We start from the raw sequence: 15,644 nt of genomic DNA on the forward strand, positions 1-15,644 counted from the left end.
TTGAGCGCCCGCCCGGCGCCCGGGCTCGCCGCCTCGCACAGCCGCCGTCGCCTTAAGTCACCTTGGGCGCGGCGTGCGCCAGAATGGGGCATGCGCGCCGCGCTTGTCGGGCTCCACGCCCGACGCTGCGCAAGGGGGCGTGCGGCGTGCCCCTTTTTTTGCAATGCCGCCGCGAAAAAGTTACTCCGCGCGTATCCAGCAACTACAGTAATTCATGCCCCCGATCGCCTCGCGCGCGTGCAGGCAGGTCGGGCACGGTGATTGCGGAATCGTCTTCCACCGCCACCCGGGGCTGCCCGGCGTTGTGTCGGTGCCTGGATATACCTAACCATGCAAGAGCTTGCCTTTCGCACGCTGCTGTATCGCTATTTCTTTTTCGACTGGCTGTTCAAGGATGCCAGCCGCGGCGATCTGATGGCGCGCGCCGCGGCGTGGCGCTTCAATCAGTCGCGCGCGCACTGGCTACTTACCTATATGCGGCGCTGGCTCTGGTGCGGCGTGCTGTTCTACGGGCTGGGCTGCGCGGTCGAAGTGCTGATGCGGGCGCCGACGCTGTCCGTGATTTTCTATGTGCCCGGCACCCTCAGCGTGCCCGTCAATATCGTCATCGGCGTGATCTGGATCGGCCTCAAGGCCTGCCCGGGTCCGCTGCGGATGTAGCCGCCCCGCTGGGTCTCGATGCTGCGCCGCACATTGGACATCGCCTCCAGGGGCAAAATAGTTACTGGCTCTCCACAGTCTGCTGCGGCAAAATGGCGGTGATGTGCGCCGCGACCCGCTCGGGTCGTTCCGTCCGCTACCCCTGTACCGCCCGCCGGCGTCAATGACGCGCGAAGGAGTTCCGATGACGATTGCCCTATTCGCCACCGATGGATGGCGCAGGTGCACGTGCCGCGGCCGTGCACCGCGCGCAACCGAAACCATGCCTGCGCCGCGTTCGGCGCCCATATCTGCGCACCTCCCCGCGCTACTTGCCGCGCCAACGCCCGCCGAGGGCCGCGCATGCTGATGATTGCGCTGGTGGCGCTGCCGTTCGCGGGCGCCATGCTGATCCAGTTCTGCAAGCGCGCCGGCAGCACCGTGGCCTTTGCGCTGGCCGCCGCAGCGGCGCTCGGTGCGCTGGGCCTGCTGGCGGCAAGCTGGCCGACCGTTGCGGCGGGCCAGGTCCTGGGCTGGCGCCACGACTGGCTCGATGCGATCGGGCTGCACCTGAGTTTACGGCTCGACGGGCTGGCCTTCACGTTTGCCCTGCTAATCGCCGGCATCGGTCTGCTGGTGATCGTTTACGCGCGCTATTACCTGCCGCGCGTGGCGTCGACGGTGCGATTCTTCACGCTGCTGATGCTGTTCATGGGCGCGATGCTTGGCGTGGTGTTGTCCGGGAACCTGCTGCTGATGCTGATGTTCTGGGAGATGACCAGCATCGTATCGTTCCTGCTGATCGGCTTCTGGTCGTATCGTTCAGACGCGCGCAAGGGCGCGCGCATGGCGCTGACCGTGACGGGCGCGGGCGGCCTGGCGTTGCTGGCCGCAGTGCTGCTGCTCGGACATATCTGCGGCAGCCTGGAATTGAACGACATCCTGGCGCAGGCGGGCGCGGTGCAGCGCCATCCGCTGTATCCCCTGATGCTGGTGCTGGTGCTGGTCGGCGCGTTTACCAAGTCCGCCCAGTTTCCGTTCTTCTTCTGGTTGCCGCACGCGATGTCGGCGCCCACGCCGGTTTCGGCGTATCTGCATTCGGCCACGATGGTCAAGGCCGGTGTGTTTCTGCTGGCGCGGCTGTATCCGGTGCTGGACGGCACCGACTGGTGGTTCTACCTGGTCAGCCTGTCGGGTCTGATCACGCTGGTGGGTGGCGCGGGCATGGCGTTGCTGCAGCGTGACCTCAAGGGGCTTTTGGCGTATTCCACCATCAGCCATCTGGGCCTCATCACGCTGCTGTTCGGGCTCGACACGCAACTGAGCACGGTGGCGGCGCTGTTCCACATCATCAACCACGCGGTGTTCAAGGCGTCGCTGTTCATGGCGGCGGGCATCATCGACCATGAAACCGGCACGCGCGACCTGACGCGCCTGCATGGGTTGTGGCGCTATATGCCGCACACCGGCGCGCTGGCGATCGTGGCGTCGCTGTCGATGGCTGGCGTGCCGCTGCTGAACGGCTTCCTGAGCAAGGAAATGTTCTTCGGCGAAACGCTGGCGCAGGGACTGTTCGGCCATTTCAACTGGATGGTCCCGGCGATGGCGACGCTGGCCGGCGCGCTTAGCGTCGCCTATTCGCTGCGCTTCATCTACGGCGTGTTCTTCGACGGCACCCCGAACGACCTGCCCAACTATCCGCCGCATGAGCCGCCGCGCCTGATGAAACTGCCGGTGGAGATCCTGGTGGTGATCTGCCTGGTGGTGGGTCTGGTGCCCAACGTCACGGTCGGTGCGCTGCTCGATGTCACCGCGCGTGCCACGCTGAACGGACCGCCGCCCGCATACAGCCTGAGCCTCTGGCATGGCGTGAACCTGCCGTTGCTGATGAGCCTGGTGTCGATGGTCGCGGGCGCCTTGCTGTTCCGCTTCCGGCGCGAGGCGTTTCATCGCCACCACGCCACGCTGGCGATCCTCAATGCGCGCGACCGTTTCGAGGACGTGATGCAGGCCATGACGTGGCTGGCGCGCCGTTTTACCGCGTGGATGGAAAACGGTTCGCTGCAGCGGTACGTGGCCATGCTGCTCGCAGCGATGGTGCTGCTGCCGGGCTGGTATCTGCTCGGGGCGGGCGCACTGCAAGGCGCCGACGCGGTGCGCGCGCTGCGCGGACCGCTGCCGCAGTCGCCGCTCGATGCGATGACGGCGCTGGCGCTGGCCATCCTGTCGCTGGGCGCGCTGCTGGTGGTGTTCAACCGCCGTCGCCGCGTGGTGGCGCTCGCGCTGCTCAGTACCTGCGGCTTGATGGTGGCCTTGCTGTTTACGCGCTTTTCCGCGCCAGATCTGGCGCTGACGCAGATCTCGGTGGAAGTGGTGACGATCCTGCTGCTGGTGCTGGGGTTGTATTTCCTGCCCGTCGATGCGGGCGAGCGCGTGGGCGTCGTGCGCCGCGTGCGCGACGTCGCCCTGGCGGTGGCCGGCGGCGCATTGGCGGCCGGTGCGGCATTCGCGGTGATGACGCGCCCCTATGCGTCGATTGGCGATTTCTTTGTCGAAAATGCGCTCAGTGGCGGCGGCGGTCATAACATCGTCAACGTGATCCTCGTCGATTTCCGCGGCTTCGACACCTTCGGCGAGATCTGCGTGTTGCTGGTGGCCGGGCTCGGCGTGCAGGCGATGCTCAAGGGTTTGCGGCTGGCTGCGCCCGATCTCGATCCCAACGGAGCGCCATGGGCTAGTCAGAGCCATCCGCTGTTGTTGTCGATCCTGGCGCGCCTGATGCTGCCGCTCACGATGCTGGTGGCGGTGTTCATCCTGCTGCGTGGGCACAACCTGCCCGGCGGCGGCTTCGTCGCGGCGCTGGTGACGTCGATCGCGCTGTTGCTTCAATACGTGGCCAGCGGCGTGCTATGGACCGAAGCGCGCATCACGGTCAACTATCGGGTGCTGGCAGGCGCGGGCATCTTGGTGGCGGGCCTGACCGGTGCGGGCAGCTGGTTGTTCGGCTATCCGTTCCTGACCACCGCGTTCGGGCATTTCCATCTCCCGTGGATCGGCGAGATCGAACTGGCCACGGCGATGGTGTTCGACCTTGGCGTCTATTTCACGGTGGTCGGCACTACGCTGCTGATCGTGTCGCACCTTGGCGTGCGCGACAAACGCATTGCCGCGCGCGTGGCCGAATCGCAGGAGGACCGGTGATGGAAGCCGCTTTCGCCATTGCCATTGGCGTGCTCGCCGCTTGCGGCATTTATCTGCTGCTGCGTCCGCGCACCTTTACGCTGGTGCTTGGACTGACGCTGCTTTCGTATGCGGTGACGCTGTTTTTGCTGTCGATGGGGCGGCTGGCGACGGCGCGGCCGCCGGTGATTGCCGCCGGCGCAAGCTATGCGGATCCGGTGCCGCAGGCGTTGGTGCTGACCGCTATCGTCATCAGTTTTGCGATGACCGCGTTCGCCGTCGTGCTGTCGTTGCGCTCGCTGGGCCAGTCCGGCAGCGATCACGTTGACGGCGCGGAGCCCGGTGCAGGCACGGCGAAGGAGCGCGCATGACGGTGACGCATTTGCTGTTGCTGCCGGTACTGGTGCCGATGTTTGCCGGGGCGCTGCTGGCGATGATGCCGGCGCGCTGGCAACGCCGGCAGCGCAGCTTGTCGATTGCTGCCGCCCTGGCGTTGCTGCCACTGGCCATCGTGCTGCTTCGCGTGGCTGATAGCGGCGTCATTCCGGTGGCTGCGATGGGCAACTGGCCGGCGCCGTTCGGCATCGTCTTCCAGCTGGACCGTCTTGGCGCGCTGATGCTGACCTTGACCGCCGTGCTGGCATTGGCCACCTCGGTCTATGCCAGTTGTGGCGACGCGCGCCTGGGCCGGCATTTCGATGCGCTGTTCCAGTTCCAGCTGATGGGCCTGAATGGCGCGTTTCTGGCGGGGGATCTGTTCAACCTGTTCGTCTTCTTCGAGATCCTGCTGATCGCCTCGTATGCGCTGCTGGTCCATGGCGGCGGCGAGCGGCGCATCGTGCCGGGCCTGCATTACGTGCTGATCAATCTGGTCGGGTCAAGCTTCTTCCTGATCGCAATCGGCGTGTTGTACGGCGTGACGGGCACGCTGAACATGGTCGATATGGGCGCCCGGCTCGGCACGCTTGATGCCGATGTGGCGCACCTGGTGGCCGCGGCCGGAACCATGCTGCAACTGGTGTTCCTGCTCAAGGCGGCGGCATTTCCGCTGTACTTTTGGCTGCCGCGTGCCTATGCGGGCGCCACGGGCGCGGTGGCGGCGCTGTTCGCGATCATGACCAAGGTAGGCCTGTACGCGATCGTGCGCACGCAGGCGCTGATCTTTGCGCTGGACGCCGGGCCGCTGGCGGGCTTCATGCACGACTGGCTCTGGTGGATGGCGCTCGCCACCTTGGCGATCGGCGCAATCGGCACGCTGGGCGCGCGCGAGGTCCGGGTGCTGACCGCGTATCTGGTGCTGACCTCCGTCGGTCTGCTGCTGGCGGGCATCAGCGTGCAAAGTGCGCCGGCGTGGAGCGCTGCGCTGTACTACCTGCAGAGCACCACGTTGTGCACGGCCGCCTTGTTCCTGTTGTCGGAAGCACTCGATACGCAAGGCGAGCCCGACAGTCGCGCCGCGCGGGCCGCCGCCGCGGCAGCGGCCGATTCCGTCGCGGCGGATCGCGCGGCGGGGCGGCGTCCCGGCATTCGGCTCGAAGGCGCGCTGTTCATGGTGGCGGCTGTGGCCGCGGCCGGTTTGCCGCCGCTCTCGGGATTTCTGGGCAAGGCGATGCTGCTGCGCGCCACCGTCGGCCCCCTGGCGCCGGTGTTGTGGCCGGCGGTGCTGGTATCGAGCCTGCTGTTGCTGATCGCAGTGAGCCGCACGGGCAGCCGGCAGGTCTGGAGCGCGCCGCACGTTTATCACGGCGTGCGTTCTCCCACGCGCCGGCTGGTGCTGCGCAGATGGAAACTGGCATGCGTGGTGTTGCTGCTGGCTGGCAACGTGGCGTTGGTGGTGTTTGCCAAGCCGATGGAACGCTATCTCGACGCCACCGTGGGCCAGTTGTTCGATATCGCCGCCTATCGCAAGGCTGTGCTCGGAGCGGGCCACGTGGGCAGTGCGGACCATGCCGGGGCTGGCGACGCGGCGCAATCGGGCAGGGGAGACTGAGCGATGCTGAAACGATGGTTCCCGCATCCGTGGCTGAGCCTGGTGCTGTTGATTATCTGGCTGCTGCTGGTCAACGATCTCTCGGTCGCGCAACTGCTGCTGGGCGCGCTGCTCGGGTGGGGCATCGCGCTGATGGTGGGGCAGCGGCTGTGGCTGCGTCCCGTATCGCTGCGTCGCCCGGACCTGATGGCGCGGCTGGCCGCGCATGTGCTGTTCGATATCGTGCACGCCAATATCGAGGTGGCGATGCTTGTTCTGGGGCCAATCGGGCGCCTGCGTCCGGCCTTTATCCAGTTGCCGCTGGACGTGGAGCACGAGATGGCGCTGACCGCGCTGATCAGCATCGTATCGCTCAGTCCTGGCACGCTATGCGCTGAATTGAGCGACGACCGTCGCACGCTGCTGATCCACGTGCTGCATTTGCGCGATGAAGCGGCGCTGGTCGACACGATCAAGTCGCGCTATGAAGCGCCATTGAAGGAGATATTCGTATGCTTGCCGTCGTGATTCCGATTGCACTGACGATGCTGGGCCTTGCCTTTGTGCTGACGCTGTACCGCCTGCTGCGCGGGCCGGGCCTGCCCGACCGCATCATTGCGCTCGACACGCTGTCGATCAACGCGATCGCGCTGCTGGTGCTGTACGGCATGGTGATCGATTCGACGCTGTTCTTCGAGATCGCACTGCTGATCGCGGTGACCGGCTTTATCGGCACCGTGGCGCTGACCAAATACCTGCAGCGCGGCGACATCATCGAGCTGAAGTAGGAGCATGGACATGCATCCCGTAGCCGAAACCATCGTATGTGCGCTGCTGCTGATCGGCAGTGCCTTCACGCTGATTGGCGCCATCGGTCTGGCACGCCTGCCCGACTTCTACATGCGCCTGCATGGACCGACCAAATCCACCACGCTTGGCGTCGGCGGCGTGGTGCTGGCTTCGGTGGTCTATTTCAGCACGCGCGGCAGCGGCCTGAGTCTGCACGAGATCCTGGTGACGGCGTTCCTGTTCCTGACAGCGCCGATCAGCGCGCACATGCTGGCCAAGGCCGCGATCCAGCAGCGCTTGCCCGTGATCGATCGCACGCGCGGTCGCGCCTGGATGCCCGATCGCTCCGTGGCCAACGCCGACGACGATGCGGCGGAAGCGGTCATGGCGGCTGGCGAAGACCGCTAGCGCGGTGCCCTTGCCAGTGGCGGTGGATCGATCCCCCGTCGCCATACGTTTTTGCCGGCTGGATCTTACGAGCCTTGTTCAGCTCCGCTGCACAGCGTTGCGTCGCGGCGACATACCCCACTTCCGGACGACCCTCCACACGTTGGCGCGTGCGTCGATGCTGTTCGGGCCACTAGGCGTACTTGTGGGTAGCGCGATCAACGCCGAGCGAGGCAAGTCGATGCTGGGCGACGACAAAGCGCTGGGCAGTCACGATCTGGTGTCGGCCACCGAGCAGCTCGTGAAGGACGGTATCGCCGCGGACGCGCAAAGCAAGCTGAAGTTTGGCCCGGGTATCGCGGGCACGCCGCAACTGACGCTGCTGCCATTCGTGGTGCTCAGCTATGTGAACGACACCGACGTGCGTCCCTACGTGGTGGTGAAGACCACGCTCAAGGACGCGACCGGTGCGCAAGTCTGGAGCAGCCGCTATATCTCGGCCAGCGCGCAGGCGCGGCCATTCGCCGGCGACAACGGCTGGCTCAGCGATTCAGGCCAGCCGCTGAAGCAGGCCCTGGAGCAGTCGCTCAGGCGCAGCGTCGACGTGATGTTGCGCGACGTGGCTGGCAAGACCTTGCGCGATCCCGCCAAGTGGATGTACGTGGGCGGCCAGTACGCCTTCGTCAAGCAGCCGTTGAAGGTCAAAGGCAACCTCGTGCTCGACGAAGGCGAATACATCGCCTTCACGCCGCGTCTTGGCGATGTGGTCGTGTTCACGGGCGTCAACATCTTCGACCGCAAGATCGTCGCCATCTCCGATGCCACGGAGCAGGATCCGAACGTGGCGAAGTTCGAGGTGGCTGAGGGCAACGCCCAGCGCGCGGCAGGCAAGGACGGCGGCGACGGCAAGGCCAGCGGCGCATCGGGTGCACCCGCCGCTACGCCCGCACCCGCCGCTCCCGCGGCCGGGCCGGCCACCACGCCTGCTGCGTCGGTGTCGATGCTGCCGCCTGCGCGGTAAGTCGTCGAAATCAGCCGCCGAAATCAGCCGGGCCGCAGGTCACGTGCCGGTCGACACGCCGGTGCGTGGCAGGTCTCATTTCTGGCGGTATGCATGCTTCATGCGCCTTCGCGCGCCGCGTCGCGCCAGCAACCGGATTCCGGGTCCACGCTGGCCGGCGCGCCGCCGCGCAGCAGGCCGGCGTCGTCATGCGCGGGCGGTTCGACGTCGAATGCGATCCGCAACGCCTGCGCGACGCGCGGGTCTTCGACGGGAAGCTCCCACGTCAGAAATAGCTGCGTGCCATCCTGATCGACCGGAAAGTCGCCGGCATGGAAACCCGTGCCGTCGCGCGGAATCACCGCGTGCGGCTGGCAGGTGTCGAAAATCAGTACCGTGCCGCGCGTCAGCGGAATGCGCAGATCCAGTGCCGGAAAATGCACCACTTGCCCTTTGTCTTCGCTGACGAAGAGATTGCAGAACGCCGATTCGCCGTACTGTTCGCCGTCGTGGTGATAGCGCGCGCCGCGACACGCCATCAACGCAACGTCGCTGCCAGCCAGCAGATTGGGCAGCCCACGCGCGGCCGCCCAATCGGACGCCGCTTTCACGCAGCGCGAATACTCGGGCCAGCGCGCACGCGCGCGCGCCAGCGGCATTTGCTCGACGTCGCCGGGGCCCAGCGCAAGATGGGTGGCTATTTCGCGCGCCCAGTCGGCGTTTAGCCGCGCGCTTGCGGCGGGGATGTCGAGCGTGCCGCTCAGCACGATATCGCTGACGCTTCGGCTGCGCAGCGTGTCATCGGCCAGCGTGCTCCAGAAATACGAGGTCAGGGCGTCGCGTGCGGAATCGGGATCGGTGCGGGAATTCATGGACGCCAGTGTAGGGCCGCCGGTGCTTGGCGGCCAACCGGATTCTTGCACGCGCCACGGCGTGCGGCAGATCACCCGCTTTTCATTTCCGGATGCATCCGATACATTGCGATGTCACGATCTGCCAGAGATGCCGTGAAACACTACACACGCGAAAACTTCGAGCTCACGCAAAGTGTCGGTTTCCATCTGAACCGTGCGCGCAGCGGCCTGCTGATGGAGATGGATGCGGCGTTGCGTCATCTCGATATCACCGCGCAGCAGATGGGCGTCCTGCTGTCGCTGGCGCGCGGCGCGGCAAGCACGCCGCTGGAGATCAGCAAGCTGCTGGGCATCGACACCGGGCTGATGACCCGCATGCTCGACAAGCTGGAAAGAAAGGACTTGCTGCAGCGCCAGCGCAGCGCCGAGGACCGGCGCGTCGTGCATCTGGTGCTGACCGACAAGGGGCGGGACATCGCCATGCAGTTGCCGCAGATCGCGCCCGATGTGCTCAACCATCGCCTGCGCCATTTCAGCGCGGAAGAATTCGCCGATTTCGTGCGCTTGCTGCGCAAATTTACTGACGGCGCGTGAGCCGGCGGCGGGCGCGGCCTGGCTCAGCGCTGCCGCACGACGAAATCGGCTGCGAACGCCACGGCCAGCTCTACGCCATCACACGGCGCGCGGCTTTCACTTCACGGTCAGTGAAGGCGCATTCACTCAATATGACTTGGCTGCACCGCGTGGCGCTATCTATAGTCGTGCGGGGCCGGGCGTCGCTCCGGCGGGACACGGGAGATCCAAACGATGACAAAAAACTGGGTGGTGGCGGGGGCCGTCGCGGCATCCTTGCTGGCGTCGACGGCGTTCGCGCAGGACGATGCTGTCCACGTCATGATTTCAGGCGGTTTCACCGCGGCGTATCAGACGTTGGCGCCGCGCTTCGCCGATGAGACCGGCAACAAGCTCGCCACCGAGCATGGGCCGTCGATGGGGCAGTCGCCCGAGGCCATCCCCAATCGCCTGGCGCGCGGCGAGCCGGCCGATGTGGTCATCATGGTCGGCTATGCGCTGGACGATCTGATTCGCAAGGGCGTGGTCGATGCCAGATCGCGGGTTGAGCTGGCCGATTCGCGGATCGGCATGGTGGTGCGCGCGGGGGCGACCGTGCCAGACATTCGCACCGTCGACGCGCTGCGCCGCACGCTGACGCAGGCGAAATCGATCGCCTATTCAGATAGCGCCAGCGGCGTCTATGTGGAGCGTGAACTGTTCAAGAAGCTGGGCGAGCCCGATGCGCTCGCTGCCAAGGCGCGCAAGATCCAGAAAATTCCCGTGGCATCGGTGGTGGCCGATGGCCAGTACGAAATCGGCTTTCAGCAGGTGGCGGAACTGTTGCCCGTGAAGGGCGTGACGTTTGTTGGGCGGATTCCCGAAGAAGTGCAGTCGGTCACGCGCTTTGCCGGCGGTGTGCCGATCCATGCCGCACATCCAGCGCAGGCCAAGGCGCTGCTCGACTATCTCGCGTCGCCGGCGGCACAGCCAGTGGTGCGCGACACGGGACTCGATTCCGTATCGAACTGATTGCGCGTTACGGTGCGGCCGTGGTGCGGTGGCGTACGCCAGCCGTAGCGGCGGCTTTATCGACCGTGCGATTTTTTGCGGTGGGGTCCTGCTCGGGGCCGGCGTGATTGCCGGCCCTTTTTCATTGGGGCGCACAGTTCGACGCACCTGCCGGGACAAAAAGTGACGTTGTGGGAATTGTCTTACGAATGTTTCAGCAGGGGTCTTCTGCTCGGGTCAGGGGCAAAAACGTAACCTTCAACTACAGCAAGGCCACAACGCAAACCGGCTTGTGAAGGGCAAGCCGGCAGTCGCGGGCCTGACCATAATCCACTTCAAGAGAAGGAGCACGACATGATCGCAAAGAAATGGCTGACCGCCGCAGTGTGTTCGATGATGGTAGCAGCGCCGGCGGGCTTCGCCTACGCGCAGGCCGGTTCCAAGGCCGACTACGACGCTGCCGTGAAGCAGGCCGACGCCGACTACAAGACGGCCGCCGCCAAGTGCGACGGCATGTCCGGTAACGCCAAGGACGTGTGCAAGGCAGAAGCCAAGCGCGACCGCGACGTGGCCAAGGCCAACGCCGAAGCCAAGCGCGACGGCACCGAGAAGGCCCATGCCAAAGCCATGAAGACCAAGGCCGACCGCGACTATGACGTGGCCAAGGAAATGTGCGATGACAAGAAGGGCAACGACAAGGACGTGTGCGTGAAGGAAGCCAAGGCTTCGCATGAACGCGCTCTGGGCTCCGCCAAGGTCGAAAAGGCTGCCGCCACCGGCACCAGCACCGATGTGGCCGAAGCCCGCGCCGACGCGCGCAAGGACACGGTCGACGCCGCCTACAAGGCCGACAAGGAAAAGTGCGACGCAATGTCCGGCGATGCCAAGGACAAGTGCCAGGCCAACGTAAAGGCCAAGTACGCCAAGTAATGGGATCCGTGCGCAGCACGATCTCGATATAGGTAATGCACCGGCTGGTCTGCGCACCGCGTGGACCAGCACTCACCCGAAATCAGGAGCCACATATGAACTGGGATCAGATCGAAGGCAAGTGGGATCAGGCGAAGGGCAAGATCAAGGAAAAATGGGGCAAGCTGACCGACGACGACATCACTGTCATCAACGGCAAGCGCGACCAACTGGCGGGCCGGATTCAGGAACGCTATGGCTATACCAAGGAACGGGCTGAGGAAGAAATGAAGGCCTGGGAGCGCGATACGCGCTGGTAACCCGGCGTATCGGGCCCGATCGGCAAGCCGGCGTCACGCCGGCGATCGGGTCCACACACGCGTCATGCGCGGACACGCGTGACGGACGGCGGCGGAGCTTCGGCTCCGCCGTTTTTTTGTCTGTGCTCAGGCCGATATGACGGGATCCTGCTGCGTCCTTGGTAGATTCCCCATTGTCAACCCCTCATGTAGGCGTTGCGGCCGCAGACGTACTGGCATATCCGTTCCCTGTTACAAAACCGCGTCGACAATTTAAAAAAAATGTCTGGGAAACGCCCGGGAAATCCGGGATTCCGTGCATATTGCCAACCGGTGTCAACCAGTATTATTTCAAAGCGTTACGGAATATTACGAGCCTCGCCCGCATCCCCACGCACATGACAAGACGGGCAGGCCAGCCGGCGCGCCGCGGGCGCGAATGCCGGAAAAGGGTTATCTGCGCGACCATGTTCCACTAGAGAACAGGCGCGCCATCCAGGGGAGCATCAAGTCGTGCCAGGACCAATCGCTTGTCTGCAAGCGCTTCTTCACGCCCGCGCAGGGGGGCTTTTCGATTTTTTTCCGTCGCATTACGTGCGCTATCTGGCGACGGTCGCGTCGGTTTCAACGTTCTGTTACCCGGCGGGCAGCCGCAAGTGGTTGCCGCGCCGCGCCAAGCTGGTTGCACTATCGGCGCTGCAAGCCGACGCCGCGCAGCCATGGCTGCGGGCCGCGGCATCATGTGCGCTGCTGCAGCGCGTGGTGACCGCGCGCCCGTTGGTGCTGGAAAAGCCATTCCGGCCGCTTGGCGCGCTGGGCATGGGCTTTGCCGAGCGCGCGCGGCTGGTGATGGAGCACTACGCCACCATGCACGCCGCGCTGCCGGTTTGCGTGTGTGACCGCATCTATCTATCCGGCGGTATCGACTGGGCGTTCGCCGATGGGCGCTACGCGCTGCGCCTGGCAGATTCCGGCCCTAATCCGAAGGAAGGCGAACTGGCGTTCTATTGGATCGACACGGCAACGGGCGCAAGCCTGACGCAGTTGAGCTTCTATCTGCGTCGTGGCGCGCACGGTCCGGAGATCTTCATCGGCGGCCTGCAGGGACCGATGAACGAAGACAGCCGCGAGTGGATTCGCGCGGCCACCAAGGCCTGCGACGGTCTTCGTCCCAAGGATGCGGCGATGGAAGCGTTGCTTGCGCTGGCCGGGCAGATCGGTGCGCGGCGCATTGTCGCGGTGTCGCGCGCCAATCATGTTGGCCGCCAGCGGCGTACGCCGCGCGAGATCCACGCGGACTACGAAGGCTTCTGGCAGGAATACCACGGTACGGTGCGGCCCGACGGCAATGTCGATGTGCCCGTGCATCAGCCGCAGCGCGACATCGCCGAGATCGCGTCGAAGAAGCGTTCGGCATGGCGGCGCAAGCAGGCCAGGGCCGAATCGATCCAGGCGACCGTGCGTCACGCCCTGCAAGCCGACAGCGAGCCGGCGCGCAACGACGCGGCATCGCCACCGATGGTCTACGCGGCGGCGTGAAGGGGTCGCGCACCACCCGCGCGCAGCCATGAGAGACGTCATACACGCCATGTGCTGTCTGCACGACAGAACGATGCGGCGGTAAACCCTAGTAGTCTAGCCACCTAGACTTTCACTAGAGTCCGGTATCGACCTAGATCGCGCTTCATGCCCGGCATGAGCGCGCCTGTGCATGCTGGACGCCACCGCATTACTTTCCCGCAGCCGCGAGCCGGTTTACCTGCAACTCGCCACGATATTTCGCCGCCAGATCGAGAGCGGCGCATGGCGCCTAGGCGAGCGGATTCCGTCGCTCGATGTGCTATGCCGCCAGTACGGCGTGGCGCGCATGACCATGCATCACGCGATATCCCAGCTAGATGCCGAAGGGCTTGTGGCGCGTTCGCGCGGGCGCGGCACGTTCGTCAAGGCCGCCGGGCGCGAACGGCGGCAACTGTCGCTGCCGGTCAGTTGGGATCAGGCCGTCGCCGTCGGCGACCAGCTTTCCACCGAAGCAATGGTGGAATCCACCGCCGACGTGGCACTGCCACAGGATCTGGGCATGCCGTGCGAAGGCCAACCAGCCCCCGCCTATCACTTTCTGCGGCGCGCGCATCGCTCGGCGGGACGCCCATTCGCGGTCGGCGAGGTCTATATCGCCGCCGACGTCTTTGCACGCGAGCCCGAGGCGTTCCGGCAGGGCGCATCGGTGCCGGTGCTGGATCGCTTTCCGGGCCTCAAGGTCAACGCTGCGCGCCAGCGCCTGTCGATCGTCGCCGCGGGCGCGCAATCGGCCGGCGCGCTGGAGCTTGCCGTGGGCGCGCCCGTCGCGGAGCTGCGCCGCTTCGCCTGCGTCGACAACGTGATCGTCTATTACGCGCGGATCGAATTTCCGACCGAGTACGTGTGCCTGGATTTCGATCTGCTAGCCCCACTTTCCTGACAACCGCCAACCACACGGAACCCCAAGATGGAGACACAAGAATCGATGAACGGTGCGGAGAGCCTGGTCAAGACACTGCTTGCCTGCGGCGTGGACACCTGCTTTGCCAATCCCGGCACCAGCGAAATGCACTTTGTCGCCGCGCTCGATCGCATTCCCGGCATGCGCTGCGTGCTGGGTTTGTTCGAGGGTGTGGTGACCGGCGCGGCCGACGGCTACGCGCGCATGGCCGACAAGCCCGCCGCCACGTTGCTGCATTGCGGCCCGGGCCTGGCCAACGGCCTGGCCAATCTGCACAACGCGCGCCGTGCGCAGACGCCGGTGGTCAATATCATCGGCGACCAGGCGACCTACCACCGGCCGCTCGATGCGCCGCTGACCGCCGACACCGAAGGCTGGGCGCGGCCGGTTTCGGTGTGGACGCGCACCGCGACGCATGCCGCCTCCGTCGGCGCGGATGCCGCGGTGGCCGTGCAGGCTGCGCGTTCGGCACCGGGCGGCGTGGCCAGCCTGATCCTGCCGTCCGACGTGTGCTGGGATGCCGGTGGCAAGGTTGCGGCGCGTCTGCCAGACCTGCCCGTGCCGAAGGTGTCGCCCGACGCGGTGCAGAACGCCGCGCGCATCCTGCGCAGCGGGCAGCCGACGCTGATCGTGCTGGCTGGCAGTGCGCTGCGCGAAGCCGCGCTGGCCGACGCGCATCGCATTGCCGCGGCGACCGATGCGCGCCTTATTACGCCGATGTCGAACTCGCGCGTGTCGCGCGGGCGCGGACGCCTGGCCGTCGACCGCATTCCGTATTCGGGCGACGCTGCGCGCCAGAAGCTCGCCGGCATTCGTAACGTCATCCTGGTGGGTGCGCCCGCCCCGGTCACGTTCTTTGCCTATCCGGGCAAGTCGCCGCGGCCGTATCCCGAGGATGCGGCGATCCACGTGCTGGCGCGCGCCGAAGAAGATCTGGGCGAAGCGCTGGCGCGACTGGCCGATGAACTTGGCGCACGCAATGCCGCGCTGCCGGCTTCCGGTTCGACATCTGCCCCGGCCGAGACCGCGCGCGGCGCGGTGACGTCCGAAGCCGTGGCGCAATCGCTGACCGCGTTGCTGCCCGAGCACGCTGTGGTGGTGGAAGAGAGCGTGAGCTTCGGCCGGGCGTTCTATCCAGGCACCGTGCATGCCGCGCCGCACGACTGGCTGCAGCTGACTGGCGGCGCGATCGGTGCCGGCTTGCCGCTGGCAACCGGCGCGGCCATCGCCGCGCCCGATCGTCGCGTGGTGGCGCTGCAGGCCGATGGGTCGGGCATGTACACGCTGCAATCGCTGTGGACCATGGCGCGGGAACGTCTCGACGTCACCATCGTGCTGCTGGCCAACCGCAAGTACGCGATCCTGCTGGGTGAACTGGCCGGCGTGGGCGCCAATCCGGGCAAGACCGCGCTCGACATGCTCGACCTCGGCAATCCCGACCTGGATTGGGTCAAGCTGGCCAACGGCATGGGCGTGGAAGCCGCGCGCGCCGACAACATGGAAGCGTTCAACGACCTGTTCCGCACGGCCAACCAGCGCAAGGGCCCGTTCCTGATCGAACTGGTGATCTGAG

At 65.7% G+C, this 15,644-nt stretch carries 16 protein-coding genes; 15 read left to right on the forward strand and 1 reads right to left on the reverse strand.

The window, feature by feature from the left end:
* Positions 1-330 precede the first annotated feature (330 nt).
* The 8 genes from AC1RKI_RS19710 to AC1RKI_RS19745 all read left to right on the forward strand — a co-directional run bounded on the left by AC1RKI_RS19710 (position 331) and on the right by AC1RKI_RS19745 (position 7,985).
* Complete coding sequence (locus tag AC1RKI_RS19710) at positions 331-660, forward strand: hypothetical protein (RefSeq protein WP_492796723.1); 330 nt, start codon at positions 331-333, stop codon at positions 658-660.
* 342 nt (positions 661-1,002) lie between these two features.
* The gene (locus AC1RKI_RS19715) at positions 1,003-3,840 is read left to right on the forward strand and encodes a monovalent cation/H+ antiporter subunit A (RefSeq protein ID WP_084003982.1); all 2,838 of its coding nucleotides are present in this window, start codon (positions 1,003-1,005) and stop codon (positions 3,838-3,840) included.
* The gene (locus AC1RKI_RS19720; RefSeq protein WP_227460265.1) at positions 3,840-4,190 is read left to right on the forward strand and encodes a Na+/H+ antiporter subunit C; all 351 of its coding nucleotides are present in this window, start codon (positions 3,840-3,842) and stop codon (positions 4,188-4,190) included. Before AC1RKI_RS19715 ends, AC1RKI_RS19720 begins: the two co-directional genes overlap by 1 nt.
* 2 nt (positions 4,191-4,192) lie before the next feature.
* Positions 4,193-5,809: a monovalent cation/H+ antiporter subunit D gene (locus AC1RKI_RS19725; RefSeq protein WP_492796772.1), complete on the forward strand. Its 1,617-nt coding sequence runs from the start codon at positions 4,193-4,195 to the stop codon at positions 5,807-5,809.
* Between the two features lie 3 nt (positions 5,810-5,812).
* Positions 5,813-6,316 (forward strand): Na+/H+ antiporter subunit E, encoded by a 504-nt coding sequence (locus tag AC1RKI_RS19730; RefSeq protein WP_492796725.1) that lies wholly within the window; start codon positions 5,813-5,815, stop codon positions 6,314-6,316.
* Complete coding sequence (locus AC1RKI_RS19735) at positions 6,301-6,576, forward strand: K+/H+ antiporter subunit F (RefSeq protein ID WP_061956913.1); 276 nt, start codon at positions 6,301-6,303, stop codon at positions 6,574-6,576. The genes AC1RKI_RS19730 and AC1RKI_RS19735 overlap by 16 nt, the downstream gene beginning before the upstream one ends.
* A gap of 4 nt (positions 6,577-6,580) precedes the next feature.
* The gene (locus AC1RKI_RS19740) at positions 6,581-6,985 is read left to right on the forward strand and encodes a Na+/H+ antiporter subunit G (protein ID WP_407648884.1); all 405 of its coding nucleotides are present in this window, start codon (positions 6,581-6,583) and stop codon (positions 6,983-6,985) included.
* A gap of 157 nt (positions 6,986-7,142) precedes the next feature.
* A complete protein-coding gene (locus tag AC1RKI_RS19745) occupies positions 7,143-7,985 on the forward strand; it encodes a hypothetical protein (RefSeq protein ID WP_492796728.1) in 843 nt (280 codons plus the stop codon).
* Positions 7,986-8,083: 98 nt separating this feature from the next.
* Here the strand turns inward: AC1RKI_RS19745 and AC1RKI_RS19750 are convergent, their stop codons facing one another.
* Positions 8,084-8,836: a hypothetical protein gene (locus AC1RKI_RS19750; protein ID WP_492796730.1), complete on the reverse strand. Its 753-nt coding sequence runs from the start codon at positions 8,834-8,836 to the stop codon at positions 8,084-8,086.
* Between the two features lie 135 nt (positions 8,837-8,971).
* Between AC1RKI_RS19750 and AC1RKI_RS19755 the strand changes: the two genes are divergently transcribed.
* The 7 genes from AC1RKI_RS19755 (at position 8,972) to AC1RKI_RS19785 (ending at position 15,643) form a co-directional block, all read left to right on the forward strand.
* Positions 8,972-9,412, forward strand: coding sequence for a MarR family winged helix-turn-helix transcriptional regulator (locus tag AC1RKI_RS19755; RefSeq protein ID WP_061956915.1), 441 nt, complete (start codon positions 8,972-8,974; stop codon positions 9,410-9,412).
* A 213-nt stretch (positions 9,413-9,625) separates the two neighbouring features.
* Positions 9,626-10,402, forward strand: a complete 777-nt coding sequence (locus AC1RKI_RS19760; protein WP_061956916.1) for a substrate-binding domain-containing protein — start codon at positions 9,626-9,628, stop codon at positions 10,400-10,402.
* A gap of 336 nt (positions 10,403-10,738) precedes the next feature.
* Positions 10,739-11,311: a hypothetical protein gene (locus AC1RKI_RS19765; protein WP_150981255.1), complete on the forward strand. Its 573-nt coding sequence runs from the start codon at positions 10,739-10,741 to the stop codon at positions 11,309-11,311.
* Positions 11,312-11,406: 95 nt separating this feature from the next.
* Entirely contained in the window at positions 11,407-11,610 is a 204-nt protein-coding gene (locus tag AC1RKI_RS19770; RefSeq protein ID WP_061956917.1) for a CsbD family protein, read from the forward strand.
* Between the two features lie 492 nt (positions 11,611-12,102).
* Positions 12,103-13,128, forward strand: a complete 1,026-nt coding sequence (locus AC1RKI_RS19775) for a VirK/YbjX family protein (RefSeq protein ID WP_492796733.1) — start codon at positions 12,103-12,105, stop codon at positions 13,126-13,128.
* Positions 13,129-13,300: 172 nt separating this feature from the next.
* Positions 13,301-14,050 (forward strand): GntR family transcriptional regulator, encoded by a 750-nt coding sequence (locus tag AC1RKI_RS19780; protein ID WP_061956918.1) that lies wholly within the window; start codon positions 13,301-13,303, stop codon positions 14,048-14,050.
* 45 nt (positions 14,051-14,095) lie between these two features.
* Positions 14,096-15,643 carry an acetolactate synthase large subunit gene (locus AC1RKI_RS19785; protein ID WP_492796774.1) on the forward strand — a complete coding sequence of 516 codons (1,548 nt, stop codon included), beginning with the start codon at positions 14,096-14,098 and terminating at the stop codon, positions 15,641-15,643.
* Position 15,644: the final 1 nt, after the last annotated feature.

The sequence above is a fragment of the Cupriavidus sp. GW822-FHT06G04 genome, assembly GCF_058799075.1.